At 65.1% G+C, this 22242-nt stretch carries 20 protein-coding genes; 10 read left to right on the top strand and 10 right to left on the bottom strand.

Annotated features, from left to right (window positions below):
- Positions 1-81: 81 nt before the first annotated feature.
- Positions 82-312: an antitoxin MazE family protein gene (locus Q0603_RS05510; RefSeq protein ID WP_298723225.1), complete on the top strand. Its 231-nt coding sequence runs from the start codon at positions 82-84 to the stop codon at positions 310-312.
- Positions 309-647: a type II toxin-antitoxin system PemK/MazF family toxin gene (locus Q0603_RS05505; RefSeq protein ID WP_298723222.1), complete on the top strand. Its 339-nt coding sequence runs from the start codon at positions 309-311 to the stop codon at positions 645-647. The genes Q0603_RS05510 and Q0603_RS05505 overlap by 4 nt, the downstream gene beginning before the upstream one ends.
- Positions 648-675: 28 nt before the next feature.
- Here Q0603_RS05505 and Q0603_RS05500 read toward each other — a convergent pair whose 3' ends face one another.
- Positions 676-1131, bottom strand: coding sequence for a thioesterase family protein (locus Q0603_RS05500; protein WP_298723219.1), 456 nt, complete (start codon positions 1129-1131; stop codon positions 676-678).
- A 23-nt stretch (positions 1132-1154) separates the two neighbouring features.
- The gene (locus Q0603_RS05495; protein ID WP_298723216.1) at positions 1155-2315 is read right to left on the bottom strand and encodes an iron-containing alcohol dehydrogenase; all 1161 of its coding nucleotides are present in this window, start codon (positions 2313-2315) and stop codon (positions 1155-1157) included.
- 664 nt (positions 2316-2979) lie between these two features.
- Here Q0603_RS05495 and Q0603_RS05490 point away from each other — a divergent pair.
- The 6 genes from Q0603_RS05490 (at position 2980) to Q0603_RS05465 (ending at position 9009) form a co-directional block, all read left to right on the top strand.
- Positions 2980-4176: an aspartate aminotransferase family protein gene (locus Q0603_RS05490; protein WP_298723211.1), complete on the top strand. Its 1197-nt coding sequence runs from the start codon at positions 2980-2982 to the stop codon at positions 4174-4176.
- Positions 4173-5102, top strand: coding sequence for an ornithine carbamoyltransferase (gene argF, locus Q0603_RS05485; protein WP_298723208.1), 930 nt, complete (start codon positions 4173-4175; stop codon positions 5100-5102). Before Q0603_RS05490 ends, argF begins: the two co-directional genes overlap by 4 nt.
- 32 nt (positions 5103-5134) lie before the next feature.
- Entirely contained in the window at positions 5135-6055 is a 921-nt protein-coding gene (locus Q0603_RS05480; RefSeq protein ID WP_298723205.1) for an Hsp33 family molecular chaperone, read from the top strand.
- A 108-nt stretch (positions 6056-6163) separates the two neighbouring features.
- Complete coding sequence (locus Q0603_RS05475; protein WP_298723202.1) at positions 6164-6757, top strand: hypothetical protein; 594 nt, start codon at positions 6164-6166, stop codon at positions 6755-6757.
- 165 nt (positions 6758-6922) lie between these two features.
- Positions 6923-7909 (top strand): D-glycerate dehydrogenase, encoded by a 987-nt coding sequence (locus Q0603_RS05470; protein ID WP_298724198.1) that lies wholly within the window; start codon positions 6923-6925, stop codon positions 7907-7909.
- A gap of 170 nt (positions 7910-8079) precedes the next feature.
- Positions 8080-9009 (top strand): pentapeptide repeat-containing protein, encoded by a 930-nt coding sequence (locus tag Q0603_RS05465; protein WP_298723199.1) that lies wholly within the window; start codon positions 8080-8082, stop codon positions 9007-9009.
- A 29-nt stretch (positions 9010-9038) separates the two neighbouring features.
- Here the strand turns inward: Q0603_RS05465 and Q0603_RS05460 are convergent, their stop codons facing one another.
- The 4 genes from Q0603_RS05460 to Q0603_RS05445 form a co-directional block, all read right to left on the bottom strand.
- A complete protein-coding gene (locus tag Q0603_RS05460; protein WP_298723196.1) occupies positions 9039-11210 on the bottom strand; it encodes an MASE4 domain-containing protein in 2172 nt (723 codons plus the stop codon).
- Positions 11211-11336: 126 nt separating this feature from the next.
- Complete coding sequence (locus tag Q0603_RS05455) at positions 11337-15569, bottom strand: AAA family ATPase (protein WP_298723193.1); 4233 nt, start codon at positions 15567-15569, stop codon at positions 11337-11339.
- A 32-nt stretch (positions 15570-15601) separates the two neighbouring features.
- On the bottom strand, positions 15602-16210 hold the full coding sequence (locus tag Q0603_RS05450; RefSeq protein WP_298723190.1) for a DsbA family protein: 609 nt from the start codon (positions 16208-16210) through the stop codon (positions 15602-15604).
- 119 nt (positions 16211-16329) lie between these two features.
- Positions 16330-16896: a DciA family protein gene (locus tag Q0603_RS05445; protein WP_298723187.1), complete on the bottom strand. Its 567-nt coding sequence runs from the start codon at positions 16894-16896 to the stop codon at positions 16330-16332.
- 72 nt (positions 16897-16968) lie between these two features.
- Here Q0603_RS05445 and mutY point away from each other — a divergent pair, with 72 nt between their 5' ends.
- On the top strand, positions 16969-18075 hold the full coding sequence (mutY, locus tag Q0603_RS05440; protein WP_298723185.1) for an A/G-specific adenine glycosylase: 1107 nt from the start codon (positions 16969-16971) through the stop codon (positions 18073-18075).
- On the opposite strand, the gene Q0603_RS05435 is transcribed toward mutY, so the two are convergent.
- Positions 18032-18805 (bottom strand): crotonase/enoyl-CoA hydratase family protein, encoded by a 774-nt coding sequence (locus tag Q0603_RS05435; protein ID WP_298723182.1) that lies wholly within the window; start codon positions 18803-18805, stop codon positions 18032-18034. The genes mutY and Q0603_RS05435 overlap by 44 nt on opposite strands.
- Positions 18806-18945: 140 nt before the next feature.
- Here Q0603_RS05435 and Q0603_RS05430 point away from each other — a divergent pair, with 140 nt between their 5' ends.
- Positions 18946-20214 (top strand): 3-deoxy-D-manno-octulosonic acid transferase, encoded by a 1269-nt coding sequence (locus Q0603_RS05430; RefSeq protein WP_298723179.1) that lies wholly within the window; start codon positions 18946-18948, stop codon positions 20212-20214.
- A 101-nt stretch (positions 20215-20315) separates the two neighbouring features.
- On the opposite strand, the gene Q0603_RS05425 is transcribed toward Q0603_RS05430, so the two are convergent.
- The 3 genes from Q0603_RS05425 to Q0603_RS05415 all read right to left on the bottom strand — a co-directional run bounded on the left by Q0603_RS05425 (position 20316) and on the right by Q0603_RS05415 (position 22238).
- Positions 20316-21218, bottom strand: coding sequence for an SDR family oxidoreductase (locus tag Q0603_RS05425; RefSeq protein WP_298723175.1), 903 nt, complete (start codon positions 21216-21218; stop codon positions 20316-20318).
- A 64-nt stretch (positions 21219-21282) separates the two neighbouring features.
- Entirely contained in the window at positions 21283-21780 is a 498-nt protein-coding gene (locus tag Q0603_RS05420) for an HAD-IIIA family hydrolase (RefSeq protein WP_298723173.1), read from the bottom strand.
- Between the two features lie 110 nt (positions 21781-21890).
- Positions 21891-22238, bottom strand: coding sequence for a hypothetical protein (locus Q0603_RS05415; RefSeq protein ID WP_298723170.1), 348 nt, complete (start codon positions 22236-22238; stop codon positions 21891-21893).
- Positions 22239-22242 lie beyond the last annotated feature (4 nt).

Genomic DNA, 22242 nt, shown 5'->3' with positions numbered 1-22242 from the left:
TGCAGCACGAAGGCGGTAATTAATTTCCGGCTATCTTCCCGCTCGGCCGCGCACCAGGTTACATGTAACCAGCGAGGCAGCATGACCAGACCGGCATCCAAGTCAGCTTCGCCCTCCCGCCAAAAGGTCCGGGCGCATCGGGAGCGTCTGCGCCGCCAAGGGCTGCGACCCATTCAGATCTGGGTGCCGGATACCCGCGCGCCCGGCTTTGCCGAGGAAGCGCATCGGCAGTCGCTGCTGGTCGCCCGCAGCCAGCACGAGTGGGACGACCAGAGCTTCATCGATTCCGTCTCCGATCTGGATGATGCATGAAGCGCGGCGATATCTGGACGATGGCCGGCGGGGCCGACTATGCCGGCAAACCTCGGACGGTGGCGATTCTGCAGGACGATCGCTTTGACGCCACGGCATCGATCACCATCTGCGCGATGACAACCAATCCTGCGGAAGCGCCCCTGTTCCGGTTGCCTGTCGAGCCGAGCGCTGGCAATGGCTTGCGCGAACCGTCACGGCTGATGGTGGACAAGATCACCACTGTGCCGAGGGCCAGGCTCGGCCGGCAGATCGGCCGCCTCTGCGACGAAGATATCGTGTGGCTGAACCGTGCAATGATGGTGTTTTTGGGATTGGCCGGACCGGCGACCTGACGGCGCGGCGGATGTGCCGCTTATGGCATCACACCAGCAGCTTCTCCAGCGCGGCCCTGATTTGCGGCGGAATCGGCACCGGCTTCTGCACGCCGCGCTCCACGAATACATGCACGAAATGGCCGGTGGCGGCGGGATGCGTCTCGCCTTCGCGGAACAGGCCGATCTCGTGGCGCACGGAGGAATTGCCGATCTTGGTCGTGCGCAGGCAGGCATCGATGGTTTCTGGAAAATTGATCGACTGGTGAAAGCGGCAGGCGGTTTCGACCACCAGCCCGATCACCTTGTCATTGACCATGTCCAGCCCGCCGAAGCGGATCATGTAATCGTTCACCAGCGTGTCGAAATACGAGTAATAAACCACGTTGTTGACATGCTGGTAGATGTCGACATCGCCGAGCCGCACCGGAATCTTCAGGCTGTGCTTGTAATCGGCGCGGGTCTGCTTTTTCGGATCGGTCTCGCTCATCGTTTCGATGCTCATTGCGTCTCAGCTCACAGCGCCTGTCACAGGGCCTGCTCGTAGATCTTCAGCGCATCCTCATAGGTCACTTCGCGCGGATTGTTGACCAGCAGGCGCTGCTGGTTCATCGCGTCTTTGGCCAGCATCGGCAGATGATTGTGGCTGATGCCGACCTGGCGGAGCTGCTTTTCCAGCTTCACGTCGTCGATGATGGCTTCCAGTTCGGCGATCAGCGCGCCGGCGGCGGTTTTGTCATTCTGGAAGCTCTGGCCCGGCAGCAGGATCGGCGCGAGTTCGGCATAATGCTGCACGGCGGCATCGAGATTGAAGCGCAGCACATGCGGCAGCATCAGCGCGTTCGACAGGCCATGCGGCACATGGAAATGGCCGCCGACCGGATAGGCCAGCGCATGCACCGCTGCCACCGGCGCATTGGCAAAGGCCATGCCCGCCAGCATGGCGCCAAGCAACATGTCAGAGCGTGCCTGGCGGTCCTTGGCGCCTGCCTCTGAGCAGACCTTGCGGATGTTGGACGACAGAAGGCGCAAAGCCTCACGCGCCAGCGCATCCGACATCGCGTTCTTCTTGTGCTTGGAGGTATAGGCTTCGATGGCATGCACCATCGCATCGACGCCCGTTGCCGCCGTGACATGGCGCGGCAGGCCAAGCGTCAGATCGGCATCGAGCAGCGCGATATCGGGCAGCAGGATCGGCGAGACCACGCCCTTCTTCTCGCTTTCGCCGGTGGTGATGATACTGATGCCGGTGACTTCCGAGCCGGTGCCCGCCGTGGTCGGCACCTGCACCAGCGGCAGGCGGCTGCCCTTGGCATTGCCGACGCCGTAGATCTCAAAAAGCTGCTGCGTCGCATTCGGCAGGAAGGCTACCAGCTTGGCGATATCCATCGACGAGCCGCCGCCGAAGCCGACCACGCCATCGGCCTTGTGCTGCTTCGCCAGGGCCACCGCCTCATGCACCAGATGCTCGGGCGGATCAGCTTCGGTCTTATCAAAGATCGCCACTTCGATGCCCGCGGCGGCGAGGCTGTCGAGCGCGGCCTTCGGCAGGCCAAGCTTCATCACGCCCGGATCGGTTACCAGCACCACCCGGCTGGCGCCAAGGCCGGCCATGAGCTCACCCAGCTTGGCGCTGGCGCCGGGCTCGCAATAAACGCGGCGGGTGGTTTCGAAACTTAGGCTGGTCATCCGGTCGTCCTCCACAAATCTTGTCGTTTGCAAAAGGCTAGCATTGCCGGCGGCCGGGGAAAAAGGCGCCGGACGGGGATTCTTGGACCTTTGATGCATGACGTACCGTCAAGCGGCGGTGCCTGACTGCAGTTCTCTGTTTCCGTCACCCGGGCCAAGCGATGCCGTTGCATCGCGCAGAGCCGGGGTCCCATTTTTTGTGTCGCATCGAAAGAACGGGATCACGGCATGCGCGGCGCGAAAAGCGCCGCTTGGCCGGGATGACGGTTAAGGACTTAGGCGATTTGATTGCCTGGCCGGGATGGCGGTTGGACGGCCATCCGGTTCTTGCACTTCACCAATACCCTCACCCTCCCGCTTCGCGGGTCCCTCCCTCTCCCAAGGCGGAGGATTAAAAGAAACAATCCCACGCCCATGCAGTGAGAGAGGGAGGGGGCCATCGCGCCGGCAATGCGAAGGTGGGGTCTATCCGGGCGCAGCCTCAGCCATGAAATCCGCCAAATGCATCCAGACATTCGCCGAATTGACAGGGTAGGCCCCCGGCCCGTAGATTCGCCCCTTCCCGCCAGCCCGGCCGCGAAAAACGCCGGGGCTGGCGTCATCGTTTTCAGTCTAGGCGTTTCTGGCGGCCAGCCCGGCCGGCCAGCATCCAAGGAGAGGTGCCGTGAGCGAAGCATTGATGTCGACCTACGCGAGGCAGAACCTCGCGTTCGAGCGGGGCGAGGGATCCTACCTCTACACCGCCGACGGTCGACGTTACCTGGACTTCGGTTCCGGCATCGCGGTCACCGCGCTGGGCCATAGCCATCCGCATCTGGTGAAAGCCATCCAGGACCAGGCCGCCAAGCTGTGGCATGTCTCGAACCTGTTCGAGATCCCGGAGCAGACCCGGCTGGCGCAGCGGCTGGTGGACAATTCCTTCGCCGACAAGGCCTTCTTCTGCAACTCGGGCGCCGAGGCGAACGAGGGCGCGGTGAAGGTTGCGCGCAAATACTGGGCCTCGAAGGGCCAGCCGGAGAAATACCGCATCATCACCTTCGACGGCGCCTTCCATGGCCGCACGCTGGCCATGCTGGCGGCCACCAACAACAAGAAGTATCTCGACGGCTTCGGGCCGAAGGTCGAGGGCTTCGACCACGTGCCGCTGAACGACCTCAAGGCGCTGAAGGCCGCCATCACGCCGGAGACGGCAGCCATCATGCTGGAGCCGATCCAGGGCGAAGGCGGCGTGCGCGAGGTGCCGAGCGAAATCCTGCGCGAGATCCGCAGGATCTGCGACGAGAACAAGCTGCTGCTGATTCTCGACGAAGTGCAGACCGGCATGGGCCGCACCGGCAAGCTGTTTGCCTATGAATGGGCCGGCATCGAGCCCGACATCATGACGCTGGCCAAGGGCCTGGGCGGCGGCTTCCCCGTCGGCGCGATCCTTGCCACTGCCGAAGCCGCATCGGGCATCGTGCCGGGCACCCATGGCACGACCTTCGGCGGCAACATCATGGCGATGACGGCGGGCAATGCCGTGCTGGACGTGATGCTGGAGCCGGGTTTCTTTGACGGCGTGCAGAAGCGTTCGTCCTATTTCCGCCAGCAGCTTGCCATGCTGCATGACCGCTATCCCGATGTGATCGAGGAAGTGCGCGGCCGGGGCTTCCTGCTTGCGGTGAAGACCAAGATGCCGAACAGCGACTTCCAGGCGGCCTTGCGCGACGAGCATGTGCTGGGCGTGACCGCCAGCGACAATACGGTGCGGCTGATTCCGCCGCTGACGATACCGGAGAAGGACATCGCCGAGGGCGTGAAGCGCATCGAGGCGGCCTGTCAGAAGCTGCAGGCGCAGGCGAGGGCCGAGGCGGCAAAATGAGTGCAATCCGGCATTTTCTCGATCTCGACCAGATCCCGGCCGAGACGCTGCGGCGGATTCTGGAACACGCCAGCAAGATGAAGGCCGGCCGCAAGGGCCTGCCGAAAGGCGCGGTCGAGCCGGACCGCCCGGCCAAGGACCGCATCCTGGCGATGATCTTCGAAAAGCCCTCGACCCGCACGCGCCTGTCGTTCGACAGCGCGATGCGGCAGCTCGGCGGCGCGACGATCATCCTGCGCGGCGACGAATTGCAGGTCGGCCGCGGCGAGTCGATCGCCGATACGGCGAAGATCCTGTCGGCCAATGTCGATGCGATCATGATCCGCACCGGCAATCCGAAGGTACTGACCGAGCTGGCCGAGAATGCCACCATTCCGGTGATCAACGGCCTGACCGACGACAGCCATCCCTGCCAGGTGATGGCCGACGTGATGACGTTTGAGGAAAAATGCGGGCCGATCCGCGGCCGCAAGCTCGCCTGGGTGGGTGACGGCAACAACATGGCGACCTCGCTGATCCATGCCGCCGTGCTGTTCGGCTTCCGCCTCGATCTCGCCTGCCCCGAAGAGCTGCAGCCGAGCAAGGCGGTGCTGCAATGGGCGGCCGCGCGGCAGGGCCAGATCTACGTCACCACTGACCCGGTGAAGGCGGTGGCCGATGCGGCCTGTGTGATCACCGATACCTGGGTGTCGATGGGCATGAAGGATGCCGAGCGCCGCCACAGGATTCTGGCGCCCTATCAGGTCAATGACAGCCTGATGAACCATGCCGCCAAGGACGCCATCTTCATGCATTGCCTGCCCGCCCATCGCGGCGAGGAAGTCACGGCGGATGTGATCGACGGTCCACGCTCGGTGGTATTCGACGAGGCGGAAAACCGCCTGCATGTGCAGAAGGCAATTCTCGCCTGGTGCTTTAACGGCTAGGTCCGCGACCCTATATTGGCCGTATTGTGAGCATGCCTCTTCACGACGATCTGTCGCTGCCGTTCCAGGTCGAACAATGCGACGTGCGCGGCCGCATCGTCCGGCTGGGCCCGGCGCTCGACCGCATTTTCGGGCGGCATGACTATCCCGAACCGGTCGCCATGCTGCTGGCCGAGGCGCTGACGCTTGCCGCCACCATGGCCACGGCACTGAAATTCGACGGCATTTTTTCGCTGCAAGCCAAGGGCGACGGGCCGGTTTCCACCCTGGTGGCCGATTGCCGCACGCCGGGCAATCTGCGCGGCTATGCAAGCTTCGATGCCGAGCGCCTGGAAGGGCTGGAACTCGGCCCGGGTGCCGAGGCAGGGCTGGTGCCGCTTTTGCTCGGCAAGGGCTATCTCGCCTTCACCATCGAGCCGCAAAGCGAGGATTTCGACCGCTATCAGGGCATCGTTGATCTTTCGGGCGCGCGGCTGGCCGATGCGGCGCATGCCTATTTCTCGCAATCCGAACAGCTCAATGCCCGCGTCGTGCTGGGCGCCGCCCATCGCAAGGGCGCCGATGGCCGCAAGCACTGGCGCGCCGGCGGCATCCTGCTGCAGCAATTGCCGCTGCAGCCCGGCGGCCTGACCCAGGAAGAGCGCGGCCAGGCCTGGGAAAAGGTCACCGCCCTGCTGGCGACAGCAAGGCATGAGGAACTGACCGATCCGCGGCTTGGCCAGAACGAATTGCTGTACCGCCTGTTCCATGAGGATGGCGTGCGCGTCTTCGAGCCGCTGCCGATGGTCGACCGCTGCACCTGCTCGGCCGACAAGGTGCGCGGCATCCTGACAACCTTCTCGCCCGAGGAGATCGACAGCATGGCGGTGGAAGGCGTCATCTCCGTGACCTGCCAGTTCTGCAGCGAGTCCTACAACTTTCCGCTCGAAGCCGTGCAGGCCGCGCGCGGATAAGCAGCGCCCAAGCTGAATAAAACGCGCCAGCCTCGCCGCTGCCGTCGCCGAGCCTTGAATTCGCCCTATTTGCCATCTAGCTAACGGCGGAAAACAAGGAGAAAAGCCATGCATGCTTTCGTCCGCGGCCTCGCTGCGCTCGGCTTGACGGTTCTGCTCGCGGCCTGCTCATCGGGTCCGCCGGAGCGGCTTTTCCTGCCCGAGATCACCTTCGAGCAATCGCCCAAGCTGACCTTCGCCGCCAGCAATGTCGAAACCGTGGTGGAATATCAGCCCTCGGCCCAGCCGCCGCATGTGGAGCTGAGCATCCCGCAGCCGCCTCTGGTGGTGGCGCAGCGCTGGGCGCGTGACCGCGTGGAGCTGGACAACAGCCAGCAGCACACCGTGCGCGTCGTCATCCGCAGGGCCAGCGTCACCGACACCGACCTGAAGAAGACCCCCGGCCTGCGCGGCAATTTCACCGAGGATCAGATTGCCCGCTTCGACACCGATGTGGAGATGGCGGTCGAACTGCGCGACGCCCGCGGCTTCCGCCTGGCCGAGGCTTCGGCTTCCGCCCGGCGCGCCACCAGCATGAGCGAGCGGGCCACGCTGAACGACCGCGACCGGATTCTTCATGACCTGGTCCGCGAGACCATGATGGACGTGAACCGGGAGCTGGAGCGCAATATCCGCCAGTATATGGCGCTCTACGTCCGGTGACGGCTAAGCCCTTGAAAACGGCTCCGTTCGTACGCAAACGGAGCGATCATACACTGTCCTAACGGCAGCCGATTTCGGCCCGGCCGAGGTTTGTCTCGGTCGGGTCGATCTGCTAGAGAGGGGCAAAACCTCCCCCGCCGCGGAGTTGGAAACGCCCACATGCCCATGTCGAAAAAGCGCCCGCTGGTGATCGTGACCCGCAAGCTGCCGGATCCGATCGAGACCCGGATGATGGAGCTGTTCGACACGCGTCTGAACGTGACGGACAAGCCGCTCAGCCAGGCCGAACTGATCGAGGCGGTGAAGACCGCCGACGTGCTGGTGCCGACCATCACCGACCGGATCGACGGCTCGATCCTCGCCCATGCCGGCCCGAATTTCCGCCTGATCGCCAATTTCGGCACCGGCGTCGACCATATCGACCTGGCCGCCGCCCGCCAGCGCGGCATTACCGTCACCAACACGCCAGGCGTGCTGACCGAGGATACCGCCGACATGACCATGGCGCTGATCCTTTCGGTGCCGCGGCGGCTGGTGGAAGGCGCGATGGCGCTGCAGCAGGGCAAGTTCGAAGGCTGGTCGCCGACCTGGATGCTGGGCAAGCGCATCTGGGGCAAGCGGCTCGGCATCATTGGCATGGGCCGCATCGGCCAGGCGGTAGCACGCCGCGCCAAGGCATTCGGCCTGTCGATCCATTACCACAACCGCAAGCGCGTGCATGAAAGCATCGAGCGGGAGCTGGAAGCAACCTATTGGGAAAGCCTCGACCAGATGCTGGCGCGCATGGACATCATCTCGGTCAACTGCCCGCATACGCCAGCCACCTTCCATCTGCTGTCGGCGCGGCGCCTCGATCTTTTGCAGCCGCATGCCTATATCGTGAATACCGCGCGCGGCGAGGTGATCGACGAGAACGCACTGGTGCGCAAGCTGCGCAAGGGCGACATCGCCGGGGCCGGGCTGGACGTGTTCGAGCATGAGCCCGCCGTCAATCCGAAGCTGATCGAGCTGAACAACGTGGTGCTGCTGCCGCATATGGGCTCGGCCACGCTGGAAGGCCGCATCGACATGGGCGAGAAGGTCATCATCAACATCAAGACCTTCGCCGACGGCCATGCTCCGCCCGACCGGGTGATTGCGGGCCTGCTGTAAGCCCCGCCTGCTGCAAGTCTTACGTACGGCGCCGGACGATCCTCCGGCGCCGTTTTCACATCCGATGCCCTTCAAGCCAGGCTGCATGCGGCATCATGCGTGCTTACAAGCAGGCGCAACTTGGCCTATCCTAACGGCCAGGGTTGCTCCCAGACTGGCCGAGCCATCGCATGACCGCCTTGCCGCCGCATTATGCCCCCTGTCCGCCCGATCTGGGCGATCTGCTGGAATCGCATGGGCGGTTCGTGTCCTCGCTGAACAGTTCGGTGCGGATCGGCCGCCGGCTGCATCTCGACCGCATCAATTTCGACGCCATCAAGCTGCACCGCCGCAATCTGCGGCGCGCGCATCTGCATTTCTGCCGGATGGTCTGCGCTGACCTGCGCGAATGCAATTTCGCTGAAGCCGAGCTTCCCGGTGGCGACTTCACCGCCGCCGACCTGACCGAGGCCGATTTCACCAAGGCCGATCTGCGCGGCGCGGATTTCAGCCGCGCGGTACTGGCCGGAACCCGTTTCACCGAAGCCCAGCTTGGCCCCTATCGCGACGGCACCGACCACACCGCCACCAAGCTGCATTCCGCGGTGCTGCGCGGCGCATCCTTTGCGCGCGCCACCCTGGTGGAGGCGAGCTTTGAGAAGGCCAATCTGCAGGATGCCGATTTCGCCTTCACGCGGCTGGAGAATGTGCGCTTTCAGGGCGCCGATCTGCGCGGCGCCTCGTTTGCCTTGGCGGATATCCCGCAGGATGTTGCGGCCGCCATCGAAGCCGCCGGCGGCAAGCTGCCGCGGCCGCCCGCCGCCACCGAGCTGGCCGAAATTGTCTGGCAGCACACGACCTGGATCAGGACCGACGGCAAGCAGGGCAGCCGCGCCAGCCTGCGCGGCGCCTGCCTGACCGGCGTCAACCTGGCTGGCGCCGATTTAAGCGGCGCGGATCTGGCTCATGCCAATCTGGCCGGCGCCGATCTGACACGGGCCAAGCTGATCTGCACGGACTTGCGCGGCGCCAATCTTTCGCGTGCACGGCTGGAGCAGGCCGATTTCCGCGGCGCCATGCTGGAGGGCAGCTTCGGCTTCCTGCCGGCCGGCAGCCTTTAATCACGCGCGATTGGATTATGCGCGCCTGGTCACGCGCGGTTGCGCTGCCTGGAATAGCTTTCGCGGATCACGCGCTCCAGCGCATCGGCCAGCGCGTCGGCACGATAGGGTTTGGCGATGATGTCGAAGCCCTGGCGGTCGACTTCGGCTGCCGCATAGACGATGCCGCTGGCAAGCAGGATCGGCAGAGCCGGAAAATGGCTGCGCACCTTCTGCGCCAGTTCCTGGCCGCTCATGCCGCCGGGCATCACGATATCGGAAAACAGCACATCGAATTGCTGGCCGCCGAGCAGCAATGCCAGGGCGGTGCGGGCATCCCGGGCGCGGTGGCTTTCATAGCCCAGCATGGTCAGCATGCGGGTCGCCATCGCAGCCACCGCGTCGTCATCCTCGACCAGCAGCACCCGGCCGCGGCCGCGCCGCGCAGTCCCTGAATTCGGCACGGACGGCGCATCGGTTTCCACGACAGCGCGCGGCAGATAGAGCGTCACCGTCGTGCCCTGCCCTTCGACGCTTTCGACCATGGCACGGCCGCCTGCCTGCTGGCAGAAGCCGTAGACCTGACACAGGCCCAGGCCGGTGCCCTTGCCGATTTCCTTGGTGGTGAAGAAGGGCTCGAACACCCGCTTCAGATCGTCGCCGGCGATGCCATGGCCGGTATCGGACAGGCTGAGCTGCACGTAATCGCCGGCAAGCCCGAGGCTCGGTTCCTGCTTCTCGATGGCGGCGATGTTGCGGCCCGCGATCCGCACCAGCCCGCCATCGGGCATGGCATCGCGCGCATTGACGCAGAGATTGACCATGGCGAGATCGAGTTCGTCGCCATCGCAGCGCACCGGCCAGAGATCTTCCGGCCAGTCGAAGACGAGGCGGATATCGCCGCGCAAGGACTGCGTCAGGAATGAGCCCATGTCCCGCGCGCGCTGTTTCAGGTCGATGGTGTCAGTCTTGAGCGGCTTGTTGCGGGAAAAAGTCATCAATTGCCGGATCAGCCGCGCGCCGCGTTCGGCCGCATGATTGATCGCCAACAGGGATTCCATGTCCGGCCGGTCTCTGAACCGTTCCATCAGTTCATCGACATTGCCGATGATGACGGCGAGCAGGTTGTTGAAGTCATGGGCGATGCCGCCGGTCATGCGGCCGATGGCTTCCAGCTTCTGCACGTCGCGCAGGGCCGCCTCCATCCGCTCGCGCTCGGCTGCTTCCTCTTCCAGCCGCTGCGTGCGTTCCTGCACCCGCTGCTCCAGGGTTTCGTTCAGCTGCCGCAGCCGCGCCTTGCTTTCGCGCAGCGCCTGATTGGTCTGCTGCAACTCCAGCGCATGCCGCACATAGAGCGCGCGGGTTTCCAAAAGCAGCACCAGCAGCACGGTGCCGGAGGCCAAGAGGCCATAAATGCGGCCGGCATAGAAGCCGAGATCGAACCGCCCGCCATTGAATACCGCCGCCAGCGCAACATCGAGCAGCCAGGCGCCGACCACCACGACCAGCCAGAGATCGAGTGCGGTATCCGCCTTGCGGCGCCACAGCAGCAGCAGGGCGAACAGGCCGATCAGCCATACCGCCAAGACGACCACGCTCATCATCGGCGTATAGCGGTCGCCGTCCATGATGGCCGGCAGCCAGTCCTGCCCGGCCGACGTCAGCGCCATCACGACAGCCACCACGGCGGCAACGACGATGACGGAAAAGGTGATGATCTGGTTCGGCGGAGCATCGATTTTCGCGCCGTTGAACAGCGCATAACCGATTACCAGCAGCGAAAAACCGCCATGCCAGATCATGTAAAGCCAGGCGGTGGTCTGCGCACCGCTGCCCAGCAGGCCGCCTGGCGCGAACAGGCCGGGGAAGCTGAGGGTATGCGCCACCACCATCAGCGTGGTGAACAGATAGGCGCTGGCAAGAATGAGAAGTCCGCGCGTGCGTACGATGCTGAACTGCCCGAACAGCAGCACGGCAATGATCAGATGACTGATCACCAGTGCCGATTGATAAAGCGGGATGAAGGCGTCCAGGCGCGGGAGCTGAACCTTGGCGAAGGGCGCGAGCGCGACGAAAACCGCCAGCGATACCGCCATGACCGCAAAAGCGAAGCGGCGCTCGCCGGGGCGGGCCGGCAATAGCGACAGGAAAACCGGTGTCTCTTCACCGGACGCGCCAGTTCGACCGGAGCCGCTTTCTGCGGCAATCTCCGCTTTCGACATGACCGCTCCCTTCGGACAGTCAGCAGGCTCCTTCGTGAGCCCAGCTTATCGTCCAGTGAGAGAGCGTGTCGATATAAATCGCGCCTGGATAAATCTAGCCTGAGTTAGCGCAGAAAGAGGCGACGGTCATGCCGTCGCCTTCATCGCCTCCGCGGCCGCGAGATCAACCGAGACGAGCGTCGAGACGCCACGTTCGGCCATGGTGACGCCAAACAGGCGGTCCATGCGGGCCATGGTGATCGGATGGTGGGTCACCACGATGAAGCGCGTGCCCTCGCCGATATCGGAGGTCTGGCGCGCCATCGCTTCCATCAGATTGCACAGACGCTCGACGTTGGAGTCGTCCAGCGGCGCGTCCACCTCGTCCAGCACGCAGATCGGCGCCGGGTTGGTGAGGAAGACGGCAAACAGCAGCGACAAGGCCGTCAGCGCCTGCTCGCCGCCCGAAAGCAACGACATCACCTGCAGACGCTTGCCCGGCGGCGAGGCGTAGATTTCGAGGCCCGCCTGCAGCGGATCGTCGCTTTCGACGAGCTGCAGATGCGCGCGGCCGCCGCCGAAGACTTCGACGAACAGCTTCTGGAAATGCTCGTCGACCTTCTTGAAGGCATCGAGCAGACGCTCGCGGCCTTCCTTGTTCAGCGACGCGATGCCCTGGCGCAGCTTGTCAATGGCGGCGACGAGATCGTTCTGCTCGGTCTGCAAAGTGGTCAGCTTCTCTTCCACTTCCTGCGCCTCGATATCGGCGCGCAGGTTGACCGGGCCCATATTGTCGCGCTCCTTGCGCAGACGCTCGAGGCGGTTTTCGACCTGCGACAGTTCGGGGAATTCCTCGCCCTCTTCGACCTCGCCGGCCTTGAGCACTTCGTCCAGGGTACAGTCCAGCGCCTCGCGCACGCGGATCGCCAGTTCGTCCATGCTGGTGCGCTGATGCTCCAGATCGGCCTCGGCGCGCACGCGCTCCTCGCGGGCGGCGCCCATGAGCTGCTCCAGTTCGCGCGCAGTCTTGGCCGCAAGCTGCTGCGCCGCTTCGGCATTGGCAAGATGGTCGGCGGCCTGCTGGCGCTCGGCCTCGGCAATGGCGATCTGATCGAGCAGCGCCTGCCGGCGGCTTTCGAGTTCGAGCGGGATCTGCTCCAGCTTGGCCAGTTCGGCTTCCGCCTCTTCGCGGCGGGCAGCGAGCTGGCCCATCTGCTGGGTGGCGCTTTCGTAACGCGCGGCGGCGTTGCGGCGCTCGATGACGATGGCTTCGAGACGGCGCGCGCGCGCCTCGGCATCGCGGCGAAGCTGCTCCAGCGCAGCGCGGCGCTCGGCCAAAGCCTGACGCAGGCTGTTGACCTCTTCGCGCACCATTGCGATCAGTTCGCGCACTTCGTCTTCCGGCGGCATCGCCTCCAGAGCGGCGGCCTCGGCCTGACGCGCCTGCTCGGTTTCGGCGATCTCGGCTTCGGTCTGCTGCTTCTGTTCAGCAAGGGCCGCAAGGCGCGACTGGCGTTCGGCTTCCTTGCGCACGACTTCCGCCTGCAATTCACGGGCAGCGGCCAGATCGCGGTCGGCGCGGGCAATATCCTGAGTGGCGCGCTCGCGCGCCGCCTGACGGTCGCGCTCGACCGCGGCGATGGCCTGGGTGGCGCGTTCGCGCGCTGCCTGGCGGTCGCGTTCGGCCTGGGCGACATTCTGATTGGCATGATCGCGCGCGGCCTGGCGCTCGCGCTCAGCCGCAGCCACCGCCTGGCTGGCGCGCTCGCGCGCCTCCAATGCGGAGCGTTCGGCCGCCTGCACCATGGCGGCAGCCTGCTGGCGGGCGTCGTCGCGCGCCTGCTCGGCCGCCTGCACGACCTGCGTCGCCTGCTGGCGCGCTTCGTTGCGGGCCTGCTCGGCCGCCTGCACCACGGCATTGGCCTGCTGGCGGGCGGCATCGCGCTGCGCTTCGGCGGCGGCAATCGCCTGACGCGCGGCGCGCTCCTGCGCGGCGGCGGCTTCGGTCGCCTGCTTGGCCTCTTCATAGGCGCGCTGGGCTTCGGCCAGCTTGCCTTCCAGCTCGCGCATTTCCTCGCGCAGATCGGCAAGGCGGTTGCGCTGCTCCAGCTTGATCGAGGCGGAGGTCGGCGCGCCGGCCTTCACCGTGAAGCCGTCCCAGCGCCACAGCGCGCCGGAGCGGGTGACCAGACGCTGGCCCAGCTTCAGATCGGCCCGCAGGCGCGCGCCATCAGCATCGTCGGCCACCACGCCGATCTGGCTGAGGCGGCGCTGCAATGCGGCGGCGCCGGTGACGTATTTCGACAGCGGCTCGGCACCAAACGGCAAAGCCGGCGCATCGGTCAGCGGCGGCAGCGCATCCCAGTGCATCGGCGCATTGGGATCGGTGGCGGCATTCAGCTCATCGGCCAGCGCGGCGCCCAGAGCCTTTTCGTAACCCGGCTCGACCGTGACCTGGTCGATCAGCGGCGGGAAGAGATTGCTCTCGTCAATCTTGAGCAGCTTGGTGAGACCGGCTTCCTCCGCCTTCAGGCGGGTGAGTTCGCCCTGCACGCCCTGCCAGGCATCGCGGGCGGCCTGCTCGGCCTGGGCCTTGGCCTGGCGCTCGGCCTCGGCGGCTTCCTGGGCGCGGCGCGCTTCGGCGATCTTCTCGGCATGCTCGGCCTCGACGGCATTCACGCCGGCGCGGGCCGCTTCGAGCTTCTGCGCATGTTCGGCTTCGACGGCGTTCAGACCGGCGCGGGCCGCTTCGATCTTGTCGGCATGCTCGCCTTCGACGGCAGCCAGAGCGGTGCGGGCCGCTTCGATCTTCTGCTCATGCTCGGCATCCAGCGCGGTCATCGCCTGGCGCGCGGCCTCGATCTTCTGCGCATGCTCGGCTTCGACGGCTTCCAGCGCCGCGCGGGCCGCCTCGATCAGGCGGGCCTGTTCGGCCTCCACGGCTTCGTAAGCCTGACGGGCCGCTTCGATCTTCTCGGCGAATTCCTGCTCAACGCCATCCAGAGCGGCGCGGGCGGCTTCGACGGCCTGCTGCTTGGCCTCGACTTCCGCATTGGCGATCTCGGCTTCGGCCTGCGCTTCGGTCTGCTCCTGCAGGCGCTGCTCTTCCTGAACGATCTCGTCCAGGCGGGCGCGCAAGCGGGCAAGGCGGCGCTCGGCATCCTCGATGGCCTGGCGCAGGCGGGCGCGCTGGGCCTGCTCCTGGGCGGCACGGTCGGTCAGACGGTCGAGTTCGGCCTGGCGCTCATCGACGCGGCCCTGCGCTTCGGCGACGCCGCTTTCGGCGCCGGCCTGCGCTTCGGCTTCGCCGGCACGCTGGGCTTCGAGTTCCTGCGTTTCGGCATCCAGCCGTGCGACGGTAGCCTGCGCCTCTTCGGCCAGATTGCCTTCGCGGCCGGCATCGGCCTGGATCTGCGCCAGACGCTGGCGCACCTGCTCGGCCGCTTCCTGAGCGCGGGCGGCTTCGGCATCAAGGCCTTCGCGGGCAACCGTCAGGCGATGCAGCTTGGCGCCGGCTTCCGCCTCATGCTGGCGCAGCGGCGGTAAAGCCTCGGCGGCGACGCGCTCGGCTTCATGCGCTTCCGAAACCTGCAAGGTGCGGTCAGCCACTTCACGCTCGGCGGCATGCAGGGCCTGCTCGGCCTCGGCCAGCGCCTTGCGCAAGGCTTCGTGCTTGAGATGGAACAGGATCGCTTCGGTCTTGCGGATCTGACCGGCGATGTTGCGGTAGCGGCTGGCCTGACGCGCCTGACGCTTCAGGGACTGCAACTGGTTGTCGAGCTGGCCGATGACATCGACCACGCGTTCCAGATTCTGCTCGGCGGCCTTCAGGCGCAGCTCGGCCTCGTGACGGCGCGAATGCAGACCGGAAATGCCTGCCGCCTCTTCCAGCAGCATGCGGCGGTCGGTCGGCTTGGCGTTGATGATGGCGCCGACGCGGCCCTGGCTGACCATGGCGGGCGAATTGGCGCCCGAGGCGAGATCGGCGAACAGCAACTGCACGTCGCGCATGCGCACTTCGTTGCCGTTGATGCTGTAGTCGGAGCCCTTCTCGCGCTCGATGCGGCGCGTGATCTCCAGGACTTCCTGATCGTTGAAGGCCGGCGGCGCGGTGCGCGACTTGTTGTCGAGGGTGAGCGTGACTTCAGCGATGTTGCGGGCAGGACGCGTCGCCGTGCCGGCGAAGATCATGTCGTCCATGCCCGAGCCACGCATGCGCTTGGCGGAATTCTCGCCCATCACCCAGCGCAGCGCTTCCACCAAGTTGGACTTGCCGCAACCATTCGGACCGACGATCCCGGTCAGGCCGGGATGGATGATGAAATCCGTCGGCTCGACGAAGGACTTGAAGCCGGACAAGCGCAACTTGGTGAACTGCACGGGAACTCCCTTTCGTAGTCAGCGTGTGGCGATTACTTCGCCAGCGCGTTGAGCTTATTGCGCAACTCTTCCCACGACGGCACGCCGGGTTCGGTCTTGCCGTTGATGATCAGGGTCGGCGTCGAATTGACGTTGAACTTCTGATTGCCTTCGAGGCGCTGGTTCAGGATGTAGTCGCCCAGCGTCTTGTCGGCGAAGCAGGTGTCGACCTGCTCGGAGGACATGCCGCCGAGGCGGGCGATCTGCTTCAACGCCCCCATCGGATCCTGCGCGGTGGCCCACTGGCGCTGCTGCGCAAACAGCACGTCGAGATAGGTGAAGTAGCGCTCCGGCCCGCCGCAGCGCGCCACGATGGCGCCGGCAAAGGCGAGCTGATCGAGCGGGAAGTCGCGGAACACCAGCTTGACCTTCCCGGTCTCGATGAATTCCTTCTTCAGCTCCGGCAGGATGCTGGAATGGAAATTGGCGCAATGCGGGCAGGTCAGCGACGCATACTCGACGATGGTGACCGGCGCGTCAGCCTTGCCCAGCACCATGTCCTGCAGGCGCGGGTCTGACGCTTGCGCCTGGGCTGCCGAACCCAGGCCCAGAATGGCAAGACACAGGGTCAGAGCAAAGACAAAACGCTGTATATATTTCATAGGGATGCTCCTACCCCCAACATGTAGGGGGCCATTTTATGGATGGGTCTACCCGGCCTCAACCGGACTCTGCCGTTATCCACAAGAATCTGGCGCCGGCAAGGCGCCCAAAGCAGCGATCAGCGCCGCGCACCAAGAAGTGATCGGCCAAGGCTTTCAAGCACTTGGCGCAGGCTTTTATCCTCGATTCCAGCGAGCATTTCGGCGAGCTGGCGCTGCTGCTGATCGGTGAGCGGATGGCGCTCCCGCCGAGTCGCCAATCCCGAGTCGCGCGGCGACTCGGGGCGGCGGATCGGCATCTGCTTCAGTTTCAGACCGGCCACGGCGCGGTAGCCGAAATAGCCGTTGATCTTCTCGACCACCAGCGGAGACAGATGCTGAAGCTCCAGCGCGAAGGCCGGGCTGACCGCGACTTCCAGTGTCGCGGCATGGCCTGCGCCTGCGGCATAGATCAGCCGCTCGGGCTGGGTTTCGGCCGCCAGCAGCGGCCCGACAATGGCGGTCCAATGGCCAAGGATATCGACCAAGGCCGCGCCGCGCTTCTTCAGCACCGGATTGGTCAGCCGGCTGGTCGCCAGTCCCAGAGCCTTGGGCGCATTGAAGCGCCGGCCAGGATCGTGCCGCGTTGCATCCTGCCTGGCTGCAACCTTCGCTGAATCGGGCTTCTTGGCGGACTCATCGCTCATGGCCGCATTCTACGCCGCATATCATCCGCGCGCGATGCTTGCCTGCGTCTTCGCCGATGCTAGGGTCGCGCCATGCCCAGCCCCCGCCGGCCATCCGACATCGCGACGCCTCTGCTCGCCTGGTACGACCGGCATCATCGCGTGCTGCCCTGGCGCGCGCCGCCCGGTGCGCCGCCGATGGAGCCCTATCGCGTCTGGCTCAGCGAGGTGATGCTGCAGCAGACGACCGTGCCGGCGGTGGTTCCGTATTTCGACAAATTCCTGCGCCGCTGGCCGCGCGTGGAAGACCTCGCCGCAGCGCCGGTGGAAGACGTGATGGAAGCCTGGGCGGGGCTTGGCTACTACGCGCGCGCCCGCAACCTGCATAAATGCGCGCAGGCCGTGGCGAGCAAACTTGGCGGGCGTTTTCCCGATACCGAGGAAGGCCTGCTGGAACTGCCGGGCATCGGCGCCTATACGGCGGCTGCAATTGCAGCAATCGCTTTCAACCGCCCGGCTGCCGTGATGGATGGCAATATCGAGCGCGTGATCGCGCGGCTGTTTGCCATCGAAACACCGTTGCCGCAGGCGAAACCGGAACTGCGCGAGCGCGTCAAGGGCATTACGCCGCAGCAGCGGCCGGGCGATTTCGCGCAGGCGATGATGGATCTGGGCGCGACCGTCTGCACACCCAAATCCCCCAATTGCCTGATCTGTCCGCTGGCGGCGATGTGCAAAGCGCGCAAGGCCGGCATCGCCCAGGCGCTGCCGCGCAAGGCCACCAAAGTCGGGCGACCGGTGCGGCATACGCTGGCCTTCCTGCTGGAACGCGACGATGGCGCGGTTCTGCTGCGCCGCCGGCCGCCGCAAGGCCTGCTTGGCGGCATGCTGGAAGTTCCCAGCGCACCCTGGCGCGAGACGCCGTGGCAGAATGGCGAAGCGCTGAAGCATGCGCCGACGGACTGCGACTGGCAGCCGATGCCGGGCGAGACGGAGCATGTCTTCACCCATTTCGCGCTGAAGATCGCAGCCGTACATGGCCGCATCTCCGCGCGCGAGGCGGCCAAGCTGGATGGCCTGTGGCAGCAGCCGCGCGAAGCGGCGCTGCCGACCGTGATGAAGAAGATGCTGCGGCTGCTGCCGCAGGAAGCGGCAGCTAAATCGACGAAAAGTCGCCGTGCCGCCCCAGCCCGCTCTTGAAGCGCGCGGCGCCGGAAATCGCCTCCTGCTGAATGATCGGCAGGCCGCCCTCGGCCTCATCATGCAAGGCGGCATCGAGCGAAAGATCCCATTGCCGGTAGCTGGAGGCACGGTCGGCTTTCATGCAGGCATTGGGGAAACGCGCAATTTCTTCTGCCAAAGCCTCAGCCGCGGCGCGCGCTTCGCCCTTGGGCACGACACGATTGGCCAGCCCCATCTGCAAGGCCTCGTCTGCCTTCACCGGACGGCCGGTGAGAATCATGTCGAGCGCGCGGCTATGACCGATCAGACGTGGCAGGCGCACCGTGCCGCCGTCGATCAAAGGCACGCCCCAGCGGCGGCAGAAGACGCCGAAGACCGCATCTTCCTCAGCCACGCGCAGATCGCACCACAGCGCCAGTTCCAGCCCGCCGGCAACCGCATAGCCCGACACGGCGGCGATCACCGGCTTGGACAGAAACAGCCGCGTTGGCCCCATCGGGCCTTCGCCTTCCGGCGAGACATCGTTGCGCTTGTCGCCATCGGCCACTGCCTTGAGATCGGCGCCGGCGCAGAAATGACCGCCCGCGCCCCACAGCACGGCAACGCGCGCGGAATCGTCCGCGTCGAAATCCTTGAAAGCCTGACGCAGCGCATCGGCTGTCGGGCGATCAACCGCATTGCGCGCTGCGGGCCGGTTGATGATCACCGTGGTGACCGCACCCTTCTTTTCGATCTCGACATTCGCCATGGCGCCCTCCCCTTAATAATCGAGACGGCAGGCTGACAGTCTCAACGCTCAGGGGCAAGCCCTTCCGTTGCGGCTGTCGTTGCGGCAATCTGCGACCGGCAAATGTTGACGAACAAAACTCTTCGAATACCGACAAATCCATGACTTCTGATTGGCGCAGATCGCTGTGGCGCGGCACGGGCATCCTGATTCAGCCCGTCATTCGCGCCTGGTTGCAGCGGCGCGCGGCCTCCGGGAAGGAGGATCCGGCGCGGCTGGGCGAGCGATTCGGCGAGGCCTCTCATGCGCGACCCGACGGCAAGCTGATCTGGTGCCATGCGGCCAGCGTCGGCGAGGCGCAATCAGTGCTGCCGCTGCTGCAGCATCTGCATGAGACGCGGCCCGACATCACACTGCTGCTGACCACCGGCACGGTAACGTCTGCTGCCCTGGCGCAGCAGCGCGGCGGCAACGCGATCCTGCATCAGTTTGTGCCGGTCGATCTGCCCGGTGCCGTCGACCGCTTTCTCGATCACTGGCGGCCCGATCTGGCACTGTGGACGGAGTCGGAATTCTGGCCAGGAATCCTGAGCGAGCTGCGCCGTCGCGGCCTGCCCGTTCTGCTGATCAATGCGCGGATGTCGGACCGCTCCTGCCGGCGCTGGAAATTGGTGCCAAAAACCGCGAAATGGCTGCTGGGCTGTTTTACCGCGATCTATGCGCAGACCAGGCAGGATGCAGCGCGCCTGCGCCAGCTTGGCGCCAGCGACGTGCTGGAAGCAGGCAACCTGAAGGAAGCCGCGCCGCCTTTGCCAGCAGAACACGATGCCGTGGTGCAATGGCAGATGGCCCTGGATGGCCGCACGCGCTGGTTGGCAGCCAGCACGCATCCCGGCGAAGAGACGGCAATCGCGCGCGTGCATCGCAGCCTGAAGCAGCGTTTTCCGCAGCTCCTGACCTTCATCGTGCCGCGTCATCCGCAGCGTGGCCCCGAGATCGCGGACACTCTGGCGCAGGAAGGCTTTGCCCTCGCGCTGCGCTCGCGCAATGACGCGATCACGCCGCAGACCGATCTTTACATCGCCGATACTTTGGGCGAGCTCGGATTGTGGTACCGGTTATGCCCGCTGGTTTTCATGGGCGGCTCGCTGATCCCGCATGGCGGCCAGAATCCGCTGGAGCCGGCGCGGCTCCATTGCGCCCTGCTGTTCGGGCCGTCGATGTTCAATTTCAGCGACGCGGTCGCCGGATTGCTGCATGCCGATGGCGCGCAGCAGATTGCCGACGAGGCTGAATTGACGGCGGCTGCCGGCATTCTGCTGGCCGAGCCGCAGCGCCGAGAGGCGATGGGCGAAGCGGCGCAGCGCTATGCCACGGCGCAGAACGAAGTGATCGATGTGCTGGCCGAGGCGGCGCTGAAGCGCCTTTAAGGTATCCGGATTTCTTCTAAGGAAAATCCCGGGTCGGCAGCGCACCACCTGGTGCTGCGCTGCGCCCGGGATGCGATACGTGTCTTACACCGAAGCGTGTCTTACACGAACGGCTTGGCGATATGGGCGACCTCCTCCATGGAGGAGCCGAAATGCTGGGGGTTCGACATGTCGGTGATCTTCGCGTAATTGGCGGCGAAATCCTCTATGGTGACCTTGGCATCGACGCCGAAGAACATGCCTTGCGATTCCATGATCTGCATCTTGGCGTAGAAGCCCGCGCCGGCCGAGATGATGTCGCCCGTCGTCGTGCAGGCCTCCGAGCAAAGATAAGCGACTGCCTGCGAGACATATTCGGGCTTCAGATGCGGCAGCAGCTTGGGCGGCAGCAGGGATTCGGTCATGCGGGTGGCGGCGACCGGCGCGATGGTGTTGACCAGGATGCCGTATTTCGCGCCTTCCTGCTTCAGCGCATTCATCAGGCCGACCACGCCCATCTTGGCGCCAGCATAGTTCGACTGGCCGAAATTGCCGTACAGGCCGGAATTCGACGAGGTCATCACCACGCGGCCGTAATTCTGCTGCTGCATGATCGGCCAGGCGGCCTTGGTCACGTAAGCCGAGCCAAGGAAATGCACCTTCACGACCGTGTCAAAATCGGCGAGATCCATCTTGGCGAAGGTCTTGTCGCGCAGGATGCCGGCATTGTTGACCACGATATCGACGCGGCCCCAGGCATCCATCGCCGTCTTGACGATATTCGCCGCCGCTTCCGGCTCAGAAACGCTGTCGTAGTTCGCTACCGCTTCGCCGCCGGCCGCCTTGATCTCGGCCACCACCGCATCGGCCGCCTTGGACGAAGCGCCGCTGCCATCGACCGCGCCGCCGAGATCGTTGACCACCACTTTCGCGCCGCGGGAAGCGAGCAGCAAGGCATGCGAGCGGCCCAGTCCGGCACCGGCGCCGGTGACGATGGCAACGCGGTTGTTGAAGTCGATGGCCATAGATCTTCCTCCGTCTGTGGTTTGTCTGATGTCTTTTGTGTGAATTGACGACTGAGATGGTTCGTCAGATTCTGTATTCGAGCAGCAGGTCGCAGACCTCGCGCACCGCACCGTTGCCGCCCGAGGCTTCGGTGATATAGACGGCAGCTTTTTTCACCTGCGGGCGGGCATTGGCGACGGCCACGGGCAGGCCGATGGCGCCCATCAATTCGAGATCGTTCAGATCGTCGGCGACATGGCAGACCTCATGCAGGCCGATGCCGGTCGCAGCGCAGATTTCCTGCAGCTTGGGCAGCTTGTCGTGGATGCCCATATAGCCGTGGCGGATTTTCAGCTTCTCGATGCGGCGGCTGATTGAGGGCGTGTCGCTCTGGGTGATCAGCGCCACCTCGATGCCGGCCTGCATGACGGCGACGATGCCGAAGCCGTCCTGGACGAAATACTTGCGCAGCTCCGAGCCGTCCTCGGCGTAATACAGGCCGCCATCGGTCAGCGTCCCGTCGAGATCGAGCGACAGCAGTTTGACCTGCCGGAACTTGGCGATGAGGTCGGCATCGAGCATTCAATCCCCCGCGAACTCCGTGAAACAACTCTGGCGGGGGAGATTAGGCGGAAGCCGGGCCGGACGCCAGCCGTGACGCCGCGTCAGCCGGCCATGCGTCATTGTGGCCGTTATTTCTGATTCAGGCGGTTGCGATCGAGTTCGAGCTGGCGGCGCTGATTCTCCAGCCGCAGACGCTCGTTCTCCAGCGCGCGCCGCGTCGCATCGTCCTGACGGCGCTGGTTCATCTCCTCGATGCGGCGGCGGTCCGGATCGGCCGAGCGCAGGCGCTGCTGCTCGATCTGGCGCTGCTGCTCGCTGTCGCGGAAGCGCTGGGAATCGAGATTGCGCTGCTCGCGCTCCAGTTCCAGGCGGCGGTCTTCCTGGCGCAGGCGGTCCCATTCATTGGGGCCAGGCGTCTGCGCGGCGGCAGAAGCCGCGATGCTCATGAACAGGGTAATGGCCAGGGCATTTCGCATGAGA

It is taken from the genome of uncultured Ferrovibrio sp. (assembly GCF_937960835.1).
GTDB lineage: Bacteria > Pseudomonadota > Alphaproteobacteria > Ferrovibrionales > Ferrovibrionaceae > Ferrovibrio.
Note: the sequence above shows the minus strand (reverse complement) of the source record. Positions and strands in the feature narration are given on the sequence as shown.